Here is a 21,184-nt window from a genome sequence, read left to right on the forward strand (position 1 = left end):
CAGCCTGCGGAGATTTAGGGAATCAATACGGGATTGGGCACTGTCTACTGCAACTTGTTGGGCACTGAGAGGCGAAATTGCAAATAGTAAGGCCAACAGGAAAACAAATACAGGCCCGTGACTTCTAAATTCGCTTCTGTAGAAAGTCAGTAACTCCTGAAAGTCCAATCCAGCTTCAAATTATAGTGTCTTTAAAGATGCTTTAATTAAATCTTCCAAGGAAATTTCCCCATTGCTTTTTTTGAGTACCTGCGCGATATTTTTCTCTGCCGCTGCTTTGGGAAATCCTAGGGTGATCAAGGCTTGTAACGCCTCCTCGCGGATTTTATTGCTGGTTTTCAGGAAGCCAAGCGGGGTGGACATTTCACCGCCACCCTGTTTTCCGACCTTGTCCTTTAGTTCCAAAATGATCCTTTGGGCAGTCTTGGCCCCTATGCCTTTGACCGCTTGGATAGTTGCCACATCACTGGTTAAGATCGCGTGCTCTACCTCCTCTGTGCTGAGCGAGGAAAGAATCATCAGCCCGGTGTTTGGCCCGACGCCGGTGATCGAAATGAGGAGGAGAAAAAGCTTTTTTTCGGACTCCTCCTTGAAGCCGTAGAGGGTATGCGCATCCTCCTTGATGTGCAAAAAGGTGAGGAGCCTGATCTGCTCCTCATCTTTGATTTTGCTGTAGGTCTGAAGGGAGATTTTCACCTGATAGCCCACACCACCGACGTCAATGATGACATAGGTAGGGTCCTTGAAGACAAGTTTGCCACTCAGGTATGCGATCATAGGTTTCCTTCAGAAGACTGGGCATCCACCACTGCGATGGCTACCATGTTGACGATTTCCCGGATGGAGCTCCCGAGCTGAAGAATGTGAACAGGTTTGCTCATCCCTAACAGGATAGGGCCAATGGCTTCCGCGTTGCCGAGCTCGGCCAGAAGCTTGTAGGCGATATTACTTGATGCCAAATCGGGAAAAATCAGCGTGTTTACCGCATTTTTCGCAAGTTTGGAAAAAGGATACACTTCCCGCTGGATTTCCTGGTTGAGCGCTACGTTGGCTTGCATTTCACCTTCTATGACCAAGTCCGGGTATTTGGCTTTTGCCAAAGCGGTGGCTTTGGCCATTTTGGCCGGGATCTCGCCTTGGGCCGATCCAAAGTTTGAGTAGGATAACAAGGCAATTTTCGGCTCCATATTGAAAAACTTCACGGCGTTTGCAGTAAGCCCAATGATGTCGCAAAGCTCTTCGGCAGTGGGGTTCACATTGACCGTTGCATCCGCCAGAAAGTAGGGGCCTTTTGGCGTATTCATGATGTACATCCCGGCGACCCTGTTCACGCCATCCTTAACCCCGATAGTATGGAGGGAAGGAAGGATGGTCTTAGGGTAATCTCGAGTCAAACCAGAGATGAAGGCATCCGCAGAGCCAGTCTCCACCATCAAGGCGCCGAAGTAGTTTCGCTCCCTCACCAGTCTTTTGGCATCGAAGATCGTCATGCCCTTCCGTTGGCGCTTTTTATATAGAATCTTGGAAAACTTTTCGATTGTCGAATGCTCCTCAACCGGATCGATAATGGTCACCTGGCTAAGATCCAGCGCATTCCCCTCAATCAATTCCAGGATTCTTTCTCGGTTACCCAGCAGGATGGGAACTGCGATTTTTTCGTCGCGAAGCGTCTGGGCTGCCTTGAGTATCTTGAGGTTGTCCGCCTCACCAAATACCACTCGTTTCGGATCTTTTTTGGCGCGGCCTATGACAATCGACATCAGGCGCTGGTCGATGCCGATTCTCTTCTGTAAATCAAGCTCATACGCTTCCCAGTCCCCTATCATTTTTTTCGCAACCCCAGACGCGATTGCCGCTTTGGCGACGGCCGGCGCGATGGTGGTAATCAGTCTTGGATCTACTGGCTTGGGGATCAAATACAACCTCCCAAAGGCTAGGTTGGAATCTCCGTAGGCCTTGTTTACAATCTCCGGTACGGGCTCTTTGGCCAGTTTGGCAATTGCATGTGCCGCAGCGAGCTTCATCTCTTCATTGATGGCTGTAGCTCTCACGTCCAACGCTCCGCGGAAGATGTAAGGGAAGCCCAAAACATTGTTGACTTGGTTGGGGTGGTCGGATCGACCTGTGGCCATGATTACGTCCTTCCGGGTGGCGACAGCCAGTTCGTAGGAAATCTCCGGGTCGGGATTGGCCAGAGCAAAAACAATCGGGTCCGGTGCCATGGATAGGATCATTTCCTGGGAAATGATGTTTCCTGCCGAAAGCCCGAGAAATACGTCTGCACCTGGCAACGCTTCTCGAATATGGTAGATGTCTTTGGTGGTGGCAAACTCTCTGTGGATATCCGTGAGGTCGGGGCGATCTGTTCTGATCACTCCGTCCTTGTCACAGGCTATGATATTTTCCCGTCTGACACCCAGACTGACATAGAATCTCAAGCAGGAAATCGCCGCCGCACCAGCGCCGCTGACTACGAGCTTGATTTCCCCGATATTTTTGCCGACGATCTCCAAGGCATTCATCAAGGCTGCTCCCGAGATGATCGCCGTGCCGTGCTGATCATCATGCATCACCGGGATATTCATCTCCTGCTTCAGCGTCTGTTCGATCTCAAAGCATTCCGGAGCTTTGATATCCTCCAGATTGATTCCTCCGAAGGTAGGTTCGAGGGATTTGATGATTTGGATAAGCTTTTTTGGATCTTTCTCATCTACTTCCAAGTCGAAGACATCGATTCCGGCGAATTTCTTGAAAAGAACCCCTTTGCCTTCCATCACGGGTTTGGAAGCCGCAGCTCCGATATCTCCGAGTCCAAGCACTGCCGTGCCGTTGGAGATGACTGCCACGAGATTGCCTTTGGCGGTATACTTGTAGATGTTTTCCTGATCGGATGCTATTTCTTTGCAAGGCTCGGCCACTCCGGGAGAGTAGGCAAGTGCGAGATCGATCTGGCTGGAAACTGGCTTGGTGGGGATTACTTCAATTTTTCCTGGTGAGCCTTGGCTATGATAGTTTAGGGCGTCCTCTTTTCGGATTTTGATCGTCATATTTGGGTGGAATAGATCAGGCTCCCTGGCTTTCTTTCCAACTTACATCGGTGTTGAGCAAGATAGTTTGGATTTCGCGAAGCGCATCCCGGTGTACCTCGTTTGGAAAATATACAAATCCCTCCATGTAGTATAGCTTTCCCTTCTCCGGATCGACCATCACGTAGCCAAGGTAAGTGCCGCCCATGCTGAGGTTGTTAGTCTTCCAGGTGCCTCTGATTTCGACGGTAAAATTATCATTAATCACCATGTTTCGGAATGCCGGCGGGATTTGTTTTTCGCTGGTCATAAATGAACGCGGATCTTCGGGATCGCCAAAAACGTGCGTTGCGGCGATGGAGTCTCTCAGGCTCAGGATATTTGCCGGAAAGGTTTGTTCCTCGGACGTATAGTCAGTCTCGAAAAAAAAGACGCTGATGTCCGGTCGCCGCTCGGTGGGAGAAGGTGATCTCAGCCAAAGGAAATCATCTGTAGATTTGGCGATCTGATAGGAGGCCGGCGCTTGTATTTCAATGCCCAGCTTGGTGCGGGCTTCGTGTTCCGCTGCTGAATTTTTCCTGGCAAAAAGAGGTTTTTCCAACCTTCCGCGCTCTCTTACCTCAAAGAGGTTTTGGAGCCTCTCTTTGTTTTTTTTGAGGTTGGCGACGAGCTCCTCTTCTGTGTTTCCAAAAAGGTACAGCACCTCTTGTCCGGTGGCATACTCATCCTCCATCCTCAGGGAATAGAGGCTTGGATCCGCCGCTGCTTTTTCTTTCGACTCTTTGCTGAATTGCGCATTGATAACCTGGCTGCCACCTTTCTTGTCATCGAAAGTGGTGACATAGACGAGATTGGTATACATCTTTAGCATCCGCGTCATGGCTCGTGGATCCACCCGATGCACCTTAAACATGCTTTCTGAGCGGATCATCCCGGGCAAATCTGCTTCGAAAATTTCCCTCAACTCATCCCCGACTGGCCCTGCCCATTTCGTGGAATCAATAGCTAGGACAATCTCCCCGACTGAGCCCCTTGCCTTAGGCTTGGGACTGTCGCCGAAAACGCCTTTCTCATTTTCTCCACAGGAAATGAGAATAGCGGAAAACAAAACAAGAGTGATATAGGATAAGAATTTCATAGTTGTCTAATTTAAGCTGCGACCTCAAGTTAATTACTAAAAACGAGTCTACTCGGTTTTTTTAAATTAAATATTGAGTTAATTAACTTTAATTAAGTTGGTTGGTGGTAAGGGAGCTTAGAAAGAAAATCTATCCAATGATCAACTTTTGTCCGGGCTTGATGTTGTTGGAGTTGAGGTTGTTCAAGCGCTTGATGTGCTCCACAGTGAGCGAATGCTTTTGGGAAATGATCCAAAGGGAGTCTCCGGGTCGGACGGTGTATGTGATCTGGCCTGATGAATTCTCGGCAAGACTTCCCGTAGCTGGAGCATTTCTGTTGTAGATGTACAGGGTCTGTCCCACTTTGATCAAATTGGAGCGGAGATTATTCCATTCCTTTACCTGAGTGACGCTCACCCCATGTCTGGAAGCAATCGAGCCCAGCACATCTCCTGATTTGACCCGGTAGGCGATCCTTTCCGCCTGGGTGGTCGCTACTGCTTTTTCGACGGAAACGAGTGAAGGAACATCATTGGAAGCGAGCAAAACTGCTGGCTGACTTCCCAAAGAATCGCCAATCCAAGCTAGATTCTCTTTTAGAAACATCGCCTTCGATTTTGGAATTCTGACTTGCATGCTTCTGTTTGACTCAGGAATAGCTCTTCGTTTGATTGAAGGGTTCAATTGTTCCAGGTCTGCGACGCAGATGGCCGTAAGCTCGGAAAGACGCTCCAGGTTAAATGCTCGATCAAATCTTATTTTTTCGTACTCGATCGGATAAGTAGGCTCCTCGAGGTTGAAGTTGTGTGCTTCGAGATTGTTGAGGATGTAGAGAAAGGCTTGAAATTGCGGTACGTAGCTTCGGGTTTCTTTAGGCAGGTAGTTGTAAATGCCCCAGAAGGTCTTTTTGCCACCGGATCGTCTGATTGCCTTGCGCACATTGCCCGGCCCACAGTTGTAGGCAGCCAAAGCCACTTCCCAGTCGCCAAACATCCGGTACAGTGACTTAAGGTATTTGGCGGCAGCTTCGGTGGAAAGCTCCGGATCCATGCGGTCATCAATGTCCATGTTCACATTCATGCCGTACATCCTCCCTGTTGCGGGCATAAACTGCCAGAGTCCCATGGCGCCGACTCGGCTTTTGATTTGGGGATCGAGCCCAGATTCCACTATGGAGAGGTATTCGATTTCCTCAGGCATTTCATGTTTTCTAAGCGTCGATTCAAAGAGGGGAAAGTAGATCTCTTTGCGGGCCAACACCATCTTCGTATAATCCCTGTTTCTGACGGTGAAATATTGGATGAATGAAAAAATCCTATCGTTTAGCTCAAAGGGCATCCCAGTTTTCATCGCCTTGATGCGCTGATCGACTTCTTCGTACGTAAAGTCCGGAATGTATTCGTAGTGGTAGTTGGGCAGTATTTCTTCGGAAATAAGCGCTGCTGCTTCTACGGGTTCTTCTTGAGAGAAAGCTTCGGTCAGGGGGATCAGACAAGTGAAGAATACTGGAATGACAGTGCTGCGCAAAGACTTTTTCATCAATTGTTTGTTTTAAGAGGTTAATTCAGTCAAGTAATTGCTGAAACTGTAAAGCTCAGCCTCCTTGAATGAGTTCGATATAATCTGTAGTCCAATCGGCATACCAGAATTGTCAACGCCATTTGGGATCGAGATGGCTGGAACGCCTGATACCGAGGCTTGTACAGTGAACAGGTCCTCAAGATACATCGCCACAGGATCACCGCTATGCTCGCCAAACTTAAACGCTGTCGAAGGCGTAGTCGGCATAATAATATAGTCAAAATCATCCAAAAGATTTTCAGTGAAATCTTTTATTAGCCTTCTGACCTTTTGGGCCTTGGTAAAATAGGCGTCGTAGTAGCTTGCTGACAAGACGAAAGTTCCTAGCATAATCCTACGTTTCACCTCTTCTCCAAATCCTTCGCTTCGGGTCAGCTTATACATGCTTTCCAGATTGTGCGCGTTTGGAGTGCGGTAGCCATATTTTACCCCGTCAAAACGGGACAAGTTGGAGCTGGCCTCGGCCGTAGTCAGGATGTAATATGTAGGGAGGAGATACTTTAGCAGGGGGAATTGCACTTCTTTGACTTCATGTCCCTCGGCCTTCAGCTTCTCAAGAACACTGCGTGTGTTTTGCATGATTTCGGGCTGAAGTGCCTCCGATTCCATCGTTTCCTTCAGGAAAGCGACTTTTACCTTTTTCTCGAAATGCAAAAGCTCGCTGTAGTGAAGCACCGGCTTTCTCGACGAAGTGCTGTCAAATTCATCATGTCCTGCGATGATCTCCATCACTAGAGCATTGTCCTTTACCGTTTTGGAAAAAACACCGATCGTATCGAAGGTGGAAGCATAGGCGATCAGTCCCCAGCGAGATACACGGGAATAGGTGGGCTTCATGCCAATGATCCCAGTAAATGCAGCCGGCTGTCTCACCGATCCGCCTGTATCGGTCCCCAAGGACACCGTGCAGAGATTGGCCTGAACGGCAACGGCAGAGCCTCCAGAGGAACCTCCGGGTACGCGGGACTCATCCAAGGCATTGAGCACCTTACCATGGGTGGAATTTTCGTTGGAGCTGCCCATGCCGAATTCATCACAGTTAAGCCTTCCGATGATGATGGCGTCTTCGTCGATTAGTCTTTGAACTGCCGTGGTGGTGAATTGGGCCTGATAGCCTTTGAGGATAGCTGAGGATGCGTTGGACTCGTGGCCGGCGTAGTTCAGGACATCTTTGATTCCTATGACCATTCCGGCGAGTTTTCCGGCTTTGCCTTTGGCGATTTTTTCGTCGATCAAGTCGGCTTGTTCCAAAGCGGATTGCCTATAAACTTCAACGAAGGCGTTGAGATGCGCCTTCGTCGTTATGTTCGTGAGGTAGTGAGTGACGATTGCCCGGCAATCAGTTTCCTTCTTTTCGAGCGATTTTTTGATTTCGTCGAATGAACCGAATTTTTCCAATGGTATTGGCTTAGGGGATTACTTTTTCTTGTCTTTCAGCCCATCTTCAAGATCGTTCTGAATTTCCTTGGTGGCGTCTTTGAATTCTCTGATGCCACGACCCAGTCCACGGGCCAATTCAGGGATCCTTTTAGCACCAAACAGCAAGAGGATTACGACGATGATCAACACGATCGAACCTCCGCCCATGTTTTGAATAAAACCTAATGTAGTCATGATGGTGTGTTTGTTTAAGGATATATAGGATTACAAAGATACAACTGTCACCCTCTTAGCCAAAAATAAGGCTAGTGACAATCGGTCTTTTTTATGAACATACGAAAATCATTGCTATCTGGATGTAATCCATGCTGCAGGGTCCATGATCTGTAGACCCTTCCAAGTTTGGAAATGGACTTCCGATTCGCCTTCGGCGGTAGTTCCCACCTGGCCAATTATGTCCTTTGCCTTTACTGTTTGGCCGGATTTGACACTGATGTTTTTCAGTCGGCTATACATGGTGTAATATTCCCCGTGTTTGATGATCACGGTGCCCCCGTATCCTGGCATGGTGGTGATCTTGGTGACCGTGCCGTCAAATACCGTTCGGACGTTGGAGTTAGGTTGGGTGCGGATGTCTATTCCGTCGCTGTCCAGCGTAATTCCTTTCAAGGTGGGATGAGGGTAAGTACCGTAGTTTTGACTGACAAATCCCGTCTCGACCGGCCAAGGCAACTTGCCCTTGTTGCCTGCAAAGGAACTGGACAAAGCGGCGGCTTCCGGTGTCATCGGCATGCTGGTACCCGCTTTTTTGGTCGTTGTACTGTTGGCTTTTTTGGCTTCGGCCTCCGCTCTTCTGATTTCCTCCTCGATCACTTGCTTGATCATCTTGTTGAGCTGATCTTGCTGTTTTTTGGTGGCGGCGATTTGGCGTTGGATATCCCGTTCTTTTTTCGAAAGCGTATTTACTACCCCTTGCTGGCTTTTTCGGAGGCGTTCGAGTTCCGCCTTTTCCTTTTGCTCCTCCTGGAGTACGAGCACCTTGTCAGCCTTTTTCTGGTCGAGCAGGACGCGTTGGTCAGCCAGTTCCAGGGAAAGTTTTTCGATTTGCGCCGCCTGTTGCTTTCTGCTTTCGCTGTATTGCTTGAGGTACTTTAGGCGCATGTAGAGCTGGTTGAAGTTACCGGAGCTAAATACGAAGGCGACGATGGAAAGTCCCCTGTTGATCTTGGATGAGGAATAGATCATGCGGGCATACTCCGCCTTGAGCTCTTTGAGTTGCGACTCGAGTTCGGAGATTTTTTTCTCGGTTTCGGATATTTCCTGGTTGATCAGGCGGACTTCCCTGTCCAGAGTGTTGACTAGGCGGTTTTGGGTTTGAAATTGACGTGTAAGCGCATTTAGCTCGCCAAGTGAGGTCTTTTTGTTGGCAGTGGTCTGCTTTAGTATTGCGTCAAATTCGCGCAGTCTCGCCTGAACCTCCGCCTTTTCCCGCTCAAGTTCTTCCCTGGTCTTTTTCGTCTGGGAGAAGGAGTCCGTCTGCCAAACGACAAGGAATAGAAATAACAGGGCAATAAATCTATAAATCCGCATGGAAATCAGAATCTGAAGGGGAAGCTCAAGGCTTGGGAATTTGGATCGATCGAGGTCCACTCTATGTGAATGATGGTGTTTTGGCTCCCCTCCGGCAGCTGATAGGCGAGTTTGAAGAGCACCTCCGCCGGAAATGGCTGGGAGGCTACATCTTGGAATTTGGGAAAGCTGGCCAACACCGAGCCCCGGTCGTCGAGGGAGTTGCTTACAAGCTCGGAGACTTTGCCATGGCTGGTCTCGATCTTGGAAAAATACCGCACGTTGTCTTTTACCTGCGTCAGTTCGAATTTTTTCCCGACCCGCACCAGTCTGTCCTCGTAGTCAAACTCAAACGGGATGTTGGCCCAAAGGACGTTTTGGAATAGCTCGAGTGAAAGTTTCAGGCCGTAAAATTTTTCAAATTCAGCGTAGGAAAGGTCGATGTCATCCTGTCCCACCCGATCCCTGATCTGAATACGGTCTTGCGTGAAAAATCCCCTGATCGCTTCCATCCCCATACCGGGTGACATAGTGAACCACAGGACGCTGTCCTTTTTGGCTCGAAGGCTGAGGCTTCCGCGGGTGATTTTACCGGATTCCTCTTCGATCACGATTTTTGCCTTGGCACTGAGATAGTCGTACTGGGCTTTTACGGGTTGGAATTCCTCCATTTGGCCATCGCTTTCGTAGAGAACAACTTTTTTGGCGCAGCCCGCCAGGCCTATGACCAAGAGTGTCAGCACTCCAGCAAAAAGTCTATTCATGGTATTTTCCGTCTTTTAGTTTTTGAGCCAGCTTTTCGGAGGCTTCGGTACTTCCTTCAGCCTTTTTCCACCAGGACATTGCCTCAGAAACTTTGCCAAGATGGAAAAGAATGTCCCCATAGTGCTCCAGCATCACTCCGCTGGGCTCGGGGTCATTGAGGATAGCTTCTTCCATGTATTCGGAAGCCTCCTCGTAGGCGCCCATCTGAAAGAGCACCCAGGCGTGGGTGTCGAGGAAGGTGGAGTTATTCGGGTGTTTTTTCACGACCTTTTCGGACATGGTCCGTGCCTTTTCCAGATCTTTCTTTTCCAGAGAAAGAAAGTAGGCGTAATTGTTCAAGACCTGTTCGTCGTTCGGGTTAAGCTTTAGCGCCTTTTCAAAATAGAAAAAAGAGGAGTCTTTCTCCCCGAGATTGTAATAGGAGCTGCCTAGGGAGCCAAACGCTACCTGGTCCAGCTGTGCGTTTTTGCCGGCATTGAGCTGGATAGACTTGGAAAGCGAATACACCGCCACAGAATCCTTTTTTCGGGCGGATTTCACAACCCCATCATAAAACCAGAACTCCGGAGCCTCGGGAAACTCGTCGACGCCCATGGTGGTGTAGGTTTCCAATTCGGCAAAATCGGGATTGTCTCCAAAGGAATTGAGAATCACCTGTTCAAGAAGCGGCGCGTTTTTGGGCTGGATCTGGAGTGACTTTTTGAAATAATCGATTGAAGCAGGGACGTCGCCCAGGGATTTTTTTCTTTCGCCTATCACTTCCATGACCATCGCGTCGCCGGCATTGAGTTCGAGCATCAGCGCTTCCATCTGATCCAACAGGGAGTCTCGCTGGGAGGTTTGCATTTCGGAAAGCATAGACTTGAAAGTCTTGGCTTTCACCTCTCCATCCAGGTCCGGGCTTCCGAACGCCGACATCAGATAACTGTGCGCTTTGACAACTTCCCCTTTTTCTTTCAAGAGGGTGTAGGCAGCCATCTGCAGCTCCGGCTGATTGGGATATTTCTCGATCTCTTCTGATACGAGGGCCAATGCCTGATCCAAGCGGGCATTGTTATACAGGATTTCCACCAGATTTAAAACATAGGCGGGGTTGCCGGGAAAGGCATCAATTAACTTCTCGCCCTCCTTGACCGCGTTTGGCAGATCATTTTTCCGAAGGTAAATCCGCTGCTTTTGGACTGTGAAGGGTTCCCTCACGCCATAGTAGTCCTCGGCTCTGTCCAAGACAACCAGTGCCTTTTCAAATTCCCCCGCATTGAGGTAGATGGAGGCCAGATCGAGATTGTACTGTTGGTTTTGCTCGCTGTCTGAGGTGAGGCGATCCAAGATCTCGGCAGCTTTCAGCGGCTGTTTGAGATTGTTGTAGATTTCCGCCACCATGAGTGAATAATATTTGTTGTCGGGATCGGCTTGGGCTGCCTTTTCCGCAAAAGGAAGACCTTTTTCCGCTTGGTCTGAGCGAACCAGCACCTCCGCGATCTTGTAGTTGATCGCAGGTTCGTCTGGGGCTAATTCCAGGGAGTGTTGGAGATAGAAGTATGCTTTCTCCAAGTCCCCAAGTACTAGGGCTTTTTCTCCTTCAATGAAATACCTGCTGGCCTTTGCCTGAATATCCTGACGCTTCGACTCTTTCCGAGAGAGCATTTGTTGGGAAAAACTGGCGGTATGACCCAGGCAAACAAGGGCTAACAGAAGTACGATCTGGGTAAATCTCACGGCGGTTTTGGAATGCAGCATCAATTCACAAACATAATGCCTTTTGCTCAAATTGGCGGGACTATTTCGTCTTTTGGAGAAAGCGCCTCTAGCGATCAGGATGCTTTTTTGCGCTGCAATACAGCGCCTAGCAGTTCCTTTTCCCGATACCCAACCCAAGCCAGGAACAACACTACAAGGCTGTTTTTGGCAAAAAAGTTTAATCCCGCAGAATCCAAATCCAGAAAGAAGCCCACGTAGCTCAGTACAAAGGCAATGACCAAATAGCCAACATCCTTGCCGGTCTGATAGGGGATGGGGAAATGTCGCTGCCCATAGTAGTAACATATCGCCGTCATGACCAGATAGCAAACCAGCGTACTCAACGCACCACCCAAATAGCCAAGGGATGGTACCGCGGTGAAAATAACGACCACGCTCACCACCGCACCTGCCAAGGTAATCCAAAAACTGTACTTGGTATTGTCGGTGATCTTAAACCAGATGGAGAGATTGAAATAGACTCCCAAGAGCAAATAACCCATCAATAGGATTGGCACGATGAAGAACGCGGTTTCGTAACCTTCACCACGGGGGAACAGGTATCCGACCACCTCGAGGTTGACCGAAATGGCGACCATGAGCACTGAACAAAATATCACAAAGGCATGCATGACCCTAGCGTATAGCTGCGGAGAATTTTTGTCGGTAGACTTGCCAAAAAAGAAAGGCTCCGCCGCATACTTGAAGGCCTGAATGACGAGATTCATCAAGATAGCGAGTTTCACGCTGGTGCCGAAGATCCCGGCGGCCTCCCTTGGACTCAGTCCGGGATAGAAGTTCTCCGGTAGAAGGTATTCAAACAACAAGCGGGAAACGAGCTCGTTGGTAACTCCCGCCAAGCCCATGAAAAGTAGCGGGATAGCGTACTTCCACATGGGTCTAATGATTTCTTTGTCAAGGGAAAAACGGAAGAAGCCAGCTCTCCACCACACGTAGGGAATGATCAGACCATTAGCAAATAGGTTGGCCAAGAGAATGTATTCTATTCCCCAATCGGACTGATAGCCCAAATATCCCTCTCTGATCGAACCTGACACTATCAAGGACGGGATCCAAACGATGAGAAGAAGGGTGAAAAAAACGTTGAGCAGCACATTGATGATCTTGGCACCAGCAAAAGCAAAGGCGCGATTGCTCAGCCGAAGCTTGGCAAACGGAATGGCCAAAATGGCATCAAAGGAAAGGATCAGCGCAGTCCAGCGAAACAGGTAGGCCTGTCCTGGATAGTCCAGAAGTTCCGCGAGCCAAGGAGCCAAAAGATAAATTCCCGTTCCCAAAAAGAGGGTAGAGGTGATCAGTAGCGACTGGGTGGTATTGTAGACCTGCTGTGGGTCCAGGTTTTTTCCGGTGGAAAATCTAAAAAACGAGGTCTCCATTCCGTAGGTGAAGACAATGTTGAGAAAGCCGATCAGCGCGTAGATGCCGGTGAAGGATCCCACCACCTCCTTGTTCAGGTAGGAAGTGTAGACGAAGATCATCAAAAAGTTGATGGACCTTGCCAGTATACTGCTCAGTCCATAGATGGCGGTCTGGCCGGCAAGTTTTTTCAGGTTACTCATGCGGGAGTGAGTAGCTTACTCGCCTTTGAATACGGGTTTTCTTTTTTCCAAAAATGCGGATGTCCCCTCCTTGTAGTCCCCCGACTTGACGCAGCGGGCAAAGCTGTTGGCTTCAGTTTGGTAGCCGTTTTCATCGCTTAGGAAGGCTGCGTTGACGCAGTCGATGATCATACCAATTGCCAAAGGCGCTTTGCTCATGATTTTAGAGATGATTTCTTCGGCTTTGTCTATGGCCTCGGCTTTGGTAGGCAACACGTGGTTGACCAGTCCCAGGCTTTTTGCCTCTTCTGCGCCTATCATGTCGCCTGTCATCATGAGCTCGTTGGCCTTGCCGCGCCCGATCAGCATCGTGAGTCGTTGGGTACCTCCGTAGCCCGGAATGATTCCCAGGTTGACTTCCGGCTGGCCAAACTTGGCGTTAGCGGTAGCTATGCGTATGTGGCAAGCCATCGCGAGTTCACAACCTCCGCCCAGAGTGTAGCCATTGGTGACCGCAATCACCGGCTTATGGCAATTTTCGATCATTGCAAAGATTTCCTGCCCGTTTTCGGCGAATTTTCTGGCGTTTACTTCGTTGAGGGAGGCAATCTCACTGATGTCCGCTCCCGCGATGAATGACTTTTCTCCCGCGCCGGTGATGATCACCGCTTTGATGGATTTGTTGTCTTCAGCTTCTTCAAAAATGCCCTTGATTTCCTCCAGCGTCGCGAAGTTGAGTGCGTTCATTTTCTCTTCTCGGTTGACGGTCAGGTAGAGAACGCCTTCCTTTTCTTCGGTCAGGATATTTTGCAAATCTGCCATAAGCGAATTGGGTGTGGAAAAGCAAATATACGCCTAGGGGGTACAAAGCCAAATTTGCCAACCTAGAAATATCCCGGGCCGAGACTCGGCAGGGTAGTTACTCTGAAGATTGTCCAGCTTGCTTTGGCGAATATTGGGCTGAATTCCGGTCGGCTTCGGGCATTTTTTGTACTTTTGGGCTTTCCAAAAATCAACTAAACCTCCTATAAAATATGTCTTCCAAGCGAAAGATTACAGTGGCCTACGGTGACGGAATCGGTCCGGAGATCATGACTGCAACTCTAAACATCCTCGAAGCCGCTGGTGCGCAGCTTGAGTATGATGTCATCGAGATCGGAGAGCAGGTATATCTCAAGGGTGTCAGCTCAGGCATGGAGCCAAAAGCTTTTGAGTCGCTCCGTGAAACCAAAGTTTTTCTCAAGGCACCGATCACGACTCCACAGGGCGGGGGATTCAAGTCTCTCAATGTCACCACGCGGACATCCTTCGGACTTTTTGCCAATGTAAGACCTTGCAAATCCTATTCGCCGTTTATCCAAACGCACTTTCCGAAGACCGATATGGTCATCATCCGCGAAAACGAGGAGGATCTTTACGCCGGAATTGAGCACAGACAAACCCAGGAGGTAGTGCAAAGCTTGAAGCTGATCTCCCAGCCGGGTTCTGAGAAGATCATCAGATATGCTTTTGAATACGCCAAAAAATATGGCCGTAAGAAAGTAACCTGCATGACCAAGGACAACATTATGAAGTTGGCCGATGGACTTTTTCACAGGACTTTTGACGAAATCGCCAAGGAATATCCGGATATCAAAACCGACCATAAGATCATCGATATCGGGACTGCGCTGATCGCGGATCGTCCTGAGGTGTTTGATGTGATCGTGACGCTAAATCTCTATGGAGACATTATCTCCGACGTCGCTGCGCAGGTGACTGGTTCGGTAGGATTGGGTGGCTCTGCCAACGTGGGTGAGGAAGTAGCCATGTTCGAAGCGATCCACGGCTCTGCTCCAGATATCACAGGGCTTGGCATTGCCAACCCTTCTGGATTGCTGAATGGAGCGATCATGATGCTCGTGCATATCGGCCAGCCGGAAGTAGCGGAGAAAGTAGCCAACGCTTGGATGAAGACTTTGGAAGACGGAATCCACACTGGTGACATCTATCAGGAGGGCCTTTCCAGCAAGAAAGTCGGAACTGCAGAATTTGCAGAGGCGGTAATCGCTCGACTAGGCCAGAGTCCGGCCAACATGATTCCTGCGTCTTTTGACAAGGAAGACACGACGCCGATGAACGTGAAGTTGAAGGAGCGTGCTCCAGAGAAAAAAGAACTGATCGGAGTGGACGTGTTTGTGGCTTGGGACGAAGAAGGACGTGATCCAAATGTCTTGGGCGAAAAGCTTCGTGCCGTCAACGCTAGCGGACTTCAGCTCCAGCTGATCACCAACAGAGGTGTGAAGGTGTTCCCTGCCGGAATGAAAGAAACCTTCTGCACCGATCATTGGAGATGCAGATTCCAGACTGCCGATCAGGCGGTGATTAGCCCTGCACAGATCCTGGACTTGCTCAAGCAAATCTCTGATTTGGGAATTGAATTTATCCAAACTGCGAATCTGTACAGCTTTGAGGGCAAGAGAGCTTACTCTCTGGCTCAAGGAGAATAACACTCGAGGTTTCAAATTTGTGAAAGGGCTGCTTCCTTGGACGCGGCCCTTTCTTTTTGATAAATCTTGTACTTTCTACTTAGGACATAGTACTTTGTACTCCCATGCAAAAACGAGTTCTCATCATCACCTATTATTGGCCTCCAAGCGGTGGGTCGGGGGTTCAGCGCTGGCTGAAGTTTGCCAAATATCTGCCAGAATCAGGCTGGGATCCTGTGATTTTTACCCCCGAAAATCCGGACTTTGACCTTCAGGATGAGAGCTTGGAAAATGAAATTCCAGCAAATTTGGAGGTGATCAAGTTCCCAATTTGGGAGCCCTATCAGCTTTTCTCCAAAGTCAAAAAATCCAAGACCCATCCTGGAAGGCTCTTGGAGCAAAAGGACAGGGGTTTTTTGGAGAAGGCGGCTATCTGGATGCGCGCCAACCTGCTGGTGCCAGACCCGCGTATTTTCTGGGTGAGACCAGCAGTGAAATTTCTGGCTGACTTGGCAAAAAGCGGGCAGTTTCAAGCTGTCATCACCACCGGGCCCCCGCATAGCATGCATCTGATCGGCTTGGGACTGAAACGCAAGTCAGGTTTGCCATGGATCGCGGACTTCCGAGATCCTTGGACTCAGTGGGAGTTTTTGGACGCGTTGCCCATGAGCTCTTTGGTTAAGAAAAGGCACCAGAAACTTGAGCAAGAGGTCTTGAGAGAGGCCAGTGCCGTGATGACGATTTCCCCGACTTTCCAGCAAGATTTGGAAAAGCTGGCTCATCGAAAAATCAAACTCCTAACCAATGGCTACGATCCGGCGGATTTGCCAGTGGGTTTTTCCCCGAGACAAAAAAAAGAAAACGAACTCCATCTGGTGTACTCCGGCGTGATCGATTCGATCCGCAACCCGATTCCGTTGCTGAAGGCGCTTAAGGAAGAGTTTACTGGGACCGGGGAAAAGGTGAAGCTGACTTTTGTAGGAAACGTCTCTGAATCCGTTCGCGAATATGTCAGGGAAAACGAGTGGTTGGCAAGTCGGGTTGAGTTTCCTGGTTACGTCAGCCACTCGGAAGTCTTCGGTTATTACGCTGCCGCCGATGTCTTGGTATTGATCCTGACAAACACCAAAAACGCGCAGGGAAATATTCCCGGAAAGCTTTTTGAATACCTTGCGGCTGGTGTGCCAGTTCTTGCCCTGGGCGATCCGCAAGGGGACTCCGCCAAGATTCTCACGGAGGCTGGTGGCGGAGAGGTGATACGCCATGAGGATTTTGTGAAAATTCAGATCGCCCTGCGAAAGCTGATGGACGGAGACGGCGAATCCAAATCCGACGCAAAAATCGACAGGTTTTCCAGACGGGCGCTTGCCCATGACTTAGCCGAAATCTTGGATGAGCATTCCCTTTCTTGATTTGAGTCGATGGGATGAAGCCTTGAAAAGAAGGCTTTGCCGGAAATTTTCCGAAGTCTTGGATGCGGGTCTTTTTTCAGGTGGGGAAGAGGTGGCAAAGCTTAGTGATGCCGTCAATCAATTTCTCAAATCGCGTTTTTCCATCCCTTGCGCCAATGGTACCGATGCCCTGGAGCTGGCGCTTCGTGCTTTGGGAATCGGTCCGGGCGATGAGGTGATTGTGCCTGCAATGACTTGGGTGTCCTCGGCAGAGGCCGTTGTAATGGTTGGGGCCAAACCGGTCTTTTGGGATACGGATGAAAATGGCTTGTTGAAAGACGACTGGGAAAATGCCGTAACTAAAAGAACCAAGGCCCTTATTCCCGTGCACCTGTATGGGAAGATGGTACGCATGGAAGCTTTGACGGAAAAGGCAAAGAACTTGGGTCTGAAAGTGATCGAAGATGCAGCACAGGCTTTCGGATCTTTTCAACATGGAAAAGCGGCTGGGACTTGGGGCGATGTCGGCTGCCTGAGTTTCTACCCAACCAAGAATCTCGGAGCGTTGGGGGAAGCCGGGATGTGTTTGACGCAAGATGCGGAGCTCGCACGACGACTTTGCTTGCTGCTTAACCATGGGCAGCCAGTTCGAGATGAACATGAACTGGTGGGAAGAAATAGTAGAATTGATACCATCCAAGCAGCCTTCTTAAATGTCTTTTTGGAGGATTTTGAGGCAAACCAACGAAAGCGTAAAACCCTAGCGAAGCGCTATTTGGACGAGCTATCGGCGCTGAGTGAACTGCGGCTTCCCGAAGGGATTTTGGAATCGGACCATAACGCCCATCTTTTTGTAGTTCAAACTGATCGCAGGGATGAATTGAAGAGCTTTTTGGCTAAGAATGGAGTTGGAACTGCGATCCATTATCCGACCGTCGTGTCTGATCTGGGGCCTTTTGAATCAACCGGTAATTTTGAAAATGCCAGAAAGCTGGCCGCAGAGGGGCTTTCTTTGCCATTGAATCCAAATTTGAGTGATGCGGAAGTCCTCCAAATTATTGCCTCTATCATTGGATTTTTTGGGCAATAGAAAAAAATGAGAAAAACTTCTTTGTTTTTCCTATTTTCCCCAATGTCCTTCACCCAAGAGCCTCTTTTTATAGCCGGAACACTCTGCGTTGCAGTTTTTTTTGCACAGTGGCTCACACGATTTTCTTGGGGGAGAACAGTCGGAACACCGATCTGGGTGATTTTGATCTGCGCGGTGCTCTCCAATCTGGGTGTCATTCCCAGTGCCATGGAGGGCAATGCAATATATGATGGTGTTTTCGTTTATTTGGCTCCCTTGGGCATTTTCATTGCCTTGCTTGGCGTGGATCTGAAAAGCTTAAAAAAAGCGGGCTTGCCGCTACTGCTCATGTTTTTGCTCGGTTCGGTGGCTACTGTGGTCGGGGTTTTGGTGTCTTGGTATGTGGTCAATCCAGCGGCTGAAATTGGCTCTTTGGCTTCTGCGGTAGCCGGGATGTATACAGGAACCTACATCGGAGGTTCGATCAATTTCAACGCTATTGCTTTACACTACCAAGTGAGCGAGGCAGGAAATCTGTTTGCGGCTGCGACTGTCGTGGATAATCTGATCGGTACGCCATGGATCATCGCCACCTTGATATTGCCCAAGTATCTGCAGAGAGTTTTCCCCAGAAAGAAGCTCAATTCTTCCAGTGATGGAGAGAAGTTGGCAACCATCGAGTATATTTCAATCGGCTCCTTGGCCTCACTTCTTGCTTTGGGCTTGTTGGGAATGACCTTGAGCAAGGTGCTGGCTTTTCATTTTCCGCAAGTACCCGAGATAATCTTCCTGACTACGCTGGCTTTGATTCTGGCTCAGTTTTCGGGTGTGCAGCAACTGTATGGGAAGCAGACGGTAGGCTTCTTTTTGATTCTTCTGTTTCTGGCGGTAATTGGGACCCTTTGCGACTTGGGGGCATTACAGGGAGTTGGTAGTCTGGCAGGCACTCTTGCCCTGTTTGTGGGGCTGCTGGTACTGGTGCACGGGTTAGTGATTTTCGGAGTAGGTGCATTGCTGAAGATGGACTGGGATGTGATCGCAGTGGCTTCACAGGCGAATGTGGGTGGAAACACGACGGCACTTGCTTCGGCCGAAAGCTTGAATCGTCCGGATTTGTTAATCCCGGGGGTGCTGGTGGGGAGTTTGGGAAATGCCCTCGGAACCTATATTGGATTTGCAGTGGCGGAAATACTTTGATTTGAGTCCCGAGTAGAAGATTTTCTTCAACTATCACCATAACCCGAAATACCATGCAAACCAGTTTGCTGACTGAACTCTTTCTCCCTTTGGCGCTTGCCCTGATCATGTTTGGTATGGGGCTAACCCTCACTCCAGCTGATTTCAAACGGATTTTGATCTATCCAAAGGCCGTTGCCATAGGGCTTTTCAATCAGATTCTATTGTTGCCTATCGTAGCTTTTGGCATTGCCAAATTGTTCCAGTTGTCGCCCGAGATGTCGGTGGGACTGATGATCCTATCAGCCTGTCCAGGCGGAGCTACTTCCAACCTGATCACCCATTTGGCCAAAGGGGACTCAGCATTGTCCATCACGCTTACCGCTTTTTCCTCTTTGATTACCGTGCTGACCATCCCCTTTGTGGTCAATTTTTCGATAGGTTATTTTATTCCGGGCGGGGAAGAACAAAAATTGGAGATTTTGGGCACCGTGATCGCGGTGCTCGTCATTACGATTATCCCGGTGGCAATTGGAATGTTGGTTTTGAAAAAGGCCCCCGCGCTTGCCTTAAAGTGGGATAAACCATTTCGGCGGATTTCACTGGTGTTTTTTATTCTAATTGTCCTTGCTGCGATTTTGAAAGAAAGAGAAAACATCGTCCAGTTTTTCATCGATGCCGGTCCGGCGGCTTTGGCCTTGAATATAGGCACCTTGTCACTTGGTTTTTTGGTGGGCAAAGCTGTGGGCTTGGAGTTTAAGCAGGGATTGACCATTGCCGTGGAGTCGGGCATTCAGAATGCCACCCTCGGCATCACGATTGCAGCCACCCTATTGGTCAATTCGGTCATGACCATCCCCTCAGTGATCTATGGTTTGTTGATGTTCGGTACTGCAGCTTTGATTATCTTCTGGGGAAGCAAAAAGGCGTGACTGTTTGCGCTAAGGGCTTTGTGTTTTTGAAATAAAAATTTGTTCTTCGGGGGAAGCAAGCTGTGCCAAACTGGAAAGTGGATTTCCGGAAAACACATCCCTCTGCAGTTCGCCAGTCTGTTTCAGAGGAAAAATGGCAGCTACAAGGTTAACAGAGATAAGAAACCAACATTTAATGGAGTCAATTCAAATTAGAAAGGCAATCCCTTCCGATGCGGCGGATTTGCTTCATATGGCACGGACGGCCTTTTTACAGACTTTTACTGCGGGGAACAAGCCGGAAAATGTGTCCGCCTACTTGGCTGAAGCTTTTACGCTTGAGCAGCTTTCCAAGGAAATGGAGAACTCAAATTCGGTCTTTTTTGTGGCGGAAAAAGAGGAGGAAATCATTGCTTTTTCCAAGGTGAATTTTGCCCCTGCCCAGACTGATATCCATGATGACGAAAGCCTGGAAATTGCGAGGCTGTATGTTTTGGAGGAACATTTGGGCTCAGGCTTGGGAAAACGGCTCCTGGAAATAGCTCTTGATTTCGCTAAGAAAAACGGCAAAAAGTATCTCTGGCTAGGCGTATGGGAGCACAACGCCCGGGCGATTCGTTTTTACGAAAAAAATGGCCTCCGAAAATTCGGAAGCCACCCTTTTCCTTTTGGAGATGAGGTCCAGACGGACTATCTCATGCGAATTGACTTTTAGTCTCCCAATTCGCCACGCTCGGCCATTCTCTGCATTTTTTTGTTGGCATAGATGGCCACTTCCACTCTTCGGTTGTGGCTTCGACCCACTTCAGACTCATTTGAGTCCACGGGCAAATTCTCACCGTGGCCCACATCGGTGATTCTGCCAGAACTCACTCCCAGTTCGGAGAGGTAGGAGGCGACCGCTTCAGCCCTTTCTTCGGAGAGCTCTTGGTTATACTCTTCCGTTCCCTTGCTGTCTGTATGGCCCTCTATCAGGATATTGGTGTCTTCGTACTTTTTCAGGGTGTTGGCCAGACTCTGGAGATTGGTCTCTGAAGCCTCGGTCAAATCTGCCTGGTCAAAGCCAAACAACAAACCCGAGTCAAAGGTGATCTTTATCCCTTCGCCCACTCGCTCGACCTTCGCTCCTTCCAAGTCCTTTTTCAGCTCTTCGGCTTGCTTGTCCATTTCGTGACCAATGATTGCTCCAGCGGAACCGCCTATTGCCGATCCGATGAGGATGCCTGTTGCTGTGTTTTCTTTGCCGGCGATTACGCCGCCGAGGACTCCCCCAGCCGAGCCTCCAATTGCGGCCCCTTTCACCGCATTGCTAGTTTTGCAAGAGGGTGCTGCGGCCAAGACTCCCAAAAGCCCTATTCCCAATAAAATTCGATTGGATGTTTTCATGGTTTTTTACTTTTATCTGCGAGAAGAAAGTCAAAGGCTGTTCCA

At 49.2% G+C, this 21,184-nt stretch carries 18 protein-coding genes; 6 read left to right on the forward strand and 12 right to left on the reverse strand.

The features are described from left to right. Positions 1-180: 180 nt before the first annotated feature. From ruvA to J0A67_RS00600, 11 genes are all read right to left on the reverse strand, one after another. Positions 181-777, reverse strand: coding sequence for a Holliday junction branch migration protein RuvA (ruvA, locus tag J0A67_RS00550; RefSeq protein WP_206567324.1), 597 nt, complete (start codon positions 775-777; stop codon positions 181-183). After that, on the reverse strand, positions 774-3,047 hold the full coding sequence (locus J0A67_RS00555) for an NADP-dependent malic enzyme (protein ID WP_206567325.1): 2,274 nt from the start codon (positions 3,045-3,047) through the stop codon (positions 774-776). Before J0A67_RS00555 ends, ruvA begins: the two co-directional genes overlap by 4 nt. Positions 3,048-3,063: 16 nt before the next feature. Beyond that, positions 3,064-4,164, reverse strand: coding sequence for a DUF4837 family protein (locus tag J0A67_RS00560; RefSeq protein WP_206567326.1), 1,101 nt, complete (start codon positions 4,162-4,164; stop codon positions 3,064-3,066). Positions 4,165-4,294: 130 nt separating this feature from the next. Next, positions 4,295-5,683 carry a LysM peptidoglycan-binding domain-containing protein gene (locus tag J0A67_RS00565; protein ID WP_206567327.1) on the reverse strand — a complete coding sequence of 463 codons (1,389 nt, stop codon included), beginning with the start codon at positions 5,681-5,683 and terminating at the stop codon, positions 4,295-4,297. 12 nt (positions 5,684-5,695) lie between these two features. Then, positions 5,696-7,123 (reverse strand): Asp-tRNA(Asn)/Glu-tRNA(Gln) amidotransferase subunit GatA, encoded by a 1,428-nt coding sequence (gene gatA, locus J0A67_RS00570; protein WP_206567328.1) that lies wholly within the window; start codon positions 7,121-7,123, stop codon positions 5,696-5,698. Positions 7,124-7,141: 18 nt separating this feature from the next. Continuing rightward, on the reverse strand, positions 7,142-7,339 hold the full coding sequence (tatA, locus tag J0A67_RS00575; RefSeq protein ID WP_077353614.1) for a twin-arginine translocase TatA/TatE family subunit: 198 nt from the start codon (positions 7,337-7,339) through the stop codon (positions 7,142-7,144). A 114-nt stretch (positions 7,340-7,453) separates the two neighbouring features. Beyond that, positions 7,454-8,695 carry a murein hydrolase activator EnvC family protein gene (locus J0A67_RS00580; protein ID WP_206567329.1) on the reverse strand — a complete coding sequence of 414 codons (1,242 nt, stop codon included), beginning with the start codon at positions 8,693-8,695 and terminating at the stop codon, positions 7,454-7,456. Positions 8,696-8,700: 5 nt separating this feature from the next. Continuing rightward, the gene (gene lolB1 / locus J0A67_RS00585; RefSeq protein WP_206567330.1) at positions 8,701-9,438 is read right to left on the reverse strand and encodes a lipoprotein insertase outer membrane protein LolB1; all 738 of its coding nucleotides are present in this window, start codon (positions 9,436-9,438) and stop codon (positions 8,701-8,703) included. Next, a complete protein-coding gene (locus tag J0A67_RS00590) occupies positions 9,431-11,179 on the reverse strand; it encodes a tetratricopeptide repeat protein (protein ID WP_206567331.1) in 1,749 nt (582 codons plus the stop codon). The genes lolB1 and J0A67_RS00590 overlap by 8 nt, the downstream gene beginning before the upstream one ends. A gap of 74 nt (positions 11,180-11,253) precedes the next feature. Then, positions 11,254-12,759, reverse strand: coding sequence for a lipopolysaccharide biosynthesis protein (locus J0A67_RS00595; RefSeq protein ID WP_206567332.1), 1,506 nt, complete (start codon positions 12,757-12,759; stop codon positions 11,254-11,256). Between the two features lie 15 nt (positions 12,760-12,774). Further along, positions 12,775-13,560 carry an enoyl-CoA hydratase/isomerase family protein gene (locus J0A67_RS00600; RefSeq protein WP_206567333.1) on the reverse strand — a complete coding sequence of 262 codons (786 nt, stop codon included), beginning with the start codon at positions 13,558-13,560 and terminating at the stop codon, positions 12,775-12,777. 212 nt (positions 13,561-13,772) lie between these two features. Here J0A67_RS00600 and J0A67_RS00605 point away from each other — a divergent pair, with 212 nt between their 5' ends. The 6 genes from J0A67_RS00605 to J0A67_RS00630 all read left to right on the forward strand — a co-directional run bounded on the left by J0A67_RS00605 (position 13,773) and on the right by J0A67_RS00630 (position 20,468). Further along, entirely contained in the window at positions 13,773-15,227 is a 1,455-nt protein-coding gene (locus J0A67_RS00605) for an NADP-dependent isocitrate dehydrogenase (RefSeq protein ID WP_206567334.1), read from the forward strand. 104 nt (positions 15,228-15,331) lie between these two features. Then, a complete protein-coding gene (locus J0A67_RS00610; RefSeq protein ID WP_206567335.1) occupies positions 15,332-16,618 on the forward strand; it encodes a glycosyltransferase family 4 protein in 1,287 nt (428 codons plus the stop codon). After that, positions 16,599-17,687, forward strand: a complete 1,089-nt coding sequence (locus J0A67_RS00615; RefSeq protein ID WP_206567336.1) for a DegT/DnrJ/EryC1/StrS family aminotransferase — start codon at positions 16,599-16,601, stop codon at positions 17,685-17,687. Before J0A67_RS00610 ends, J0A67_RS00615 begins: the two co-directional genes overlap by 20 nt. A 6-nt stretch (positions 17,688-17,693) precedes the next feature. Then, positions 17,694-18,863, forward strand: coding sequence for a DUF819 family protein (locus J0A67_RS00620; RefSeq protein ID WP_241265024.1), 1,170 nt, complete (start codon positions 17,694-17,696; stop codon positions 18,861-18,863). Between the two features lie 53 nt (positions 18,864-18,916). Next, positions 18,917-19,774 carry a bile acid:sodium symporter family protein gene (locus tag J0A67_RS00625; protein WP_206567337.1) on the forward strand — a complete coding sequence of 286 codons (858 nt, stop codon included), beginning with the start codon at positions 18,917-18,919 and terminating at the stop codon, positions 19,772-19,774. 175 nt (positions 19,775-19,949) lie between these two features. Beyond that, a complete protein-coding gene (locus tag J0A67_RS00630) occupies positions 19,950-20,468 on the forward strand; it encodes a GNAT family N-acetyltransferase (RefSeq protein WP_206567338.1) in 519 nt (172 codons plus the stop codon). Here J0A67_RS00630 and J0A67_RS00635 read toward each other — a convergent pair. Then, the gene (locus J0A67_RS00635; protein WP_206567339.1) at positions 20,465-21,139 is read right to left on the reverse strand and encodes a YiaD family glycine zipper/OmpA-like lipoprotein; all 675 of its coding nucleotides are present in this window, start codon (positions 21,137-21,139) and stop codon (positions 20,465-20,467) included. The two genes, J0A67_RS00630 and J0A67_RS00635, sit on opposite strands and share 4 nt — an antisense overlap. Positions 21,140-21,184: the final 45 nt, after the last annotated feature.

This window comes from Algoriphagus aestuariicola (genome assembly GCF_017254835.1).
Taxonomy (GTDB): domain Bacteria; phylum Bacteroidota; class Bacteroidia; order Cytophagales; family Cyclobacteriaceae; genus Algoriphagus; species Algoriphagus aestuariicola.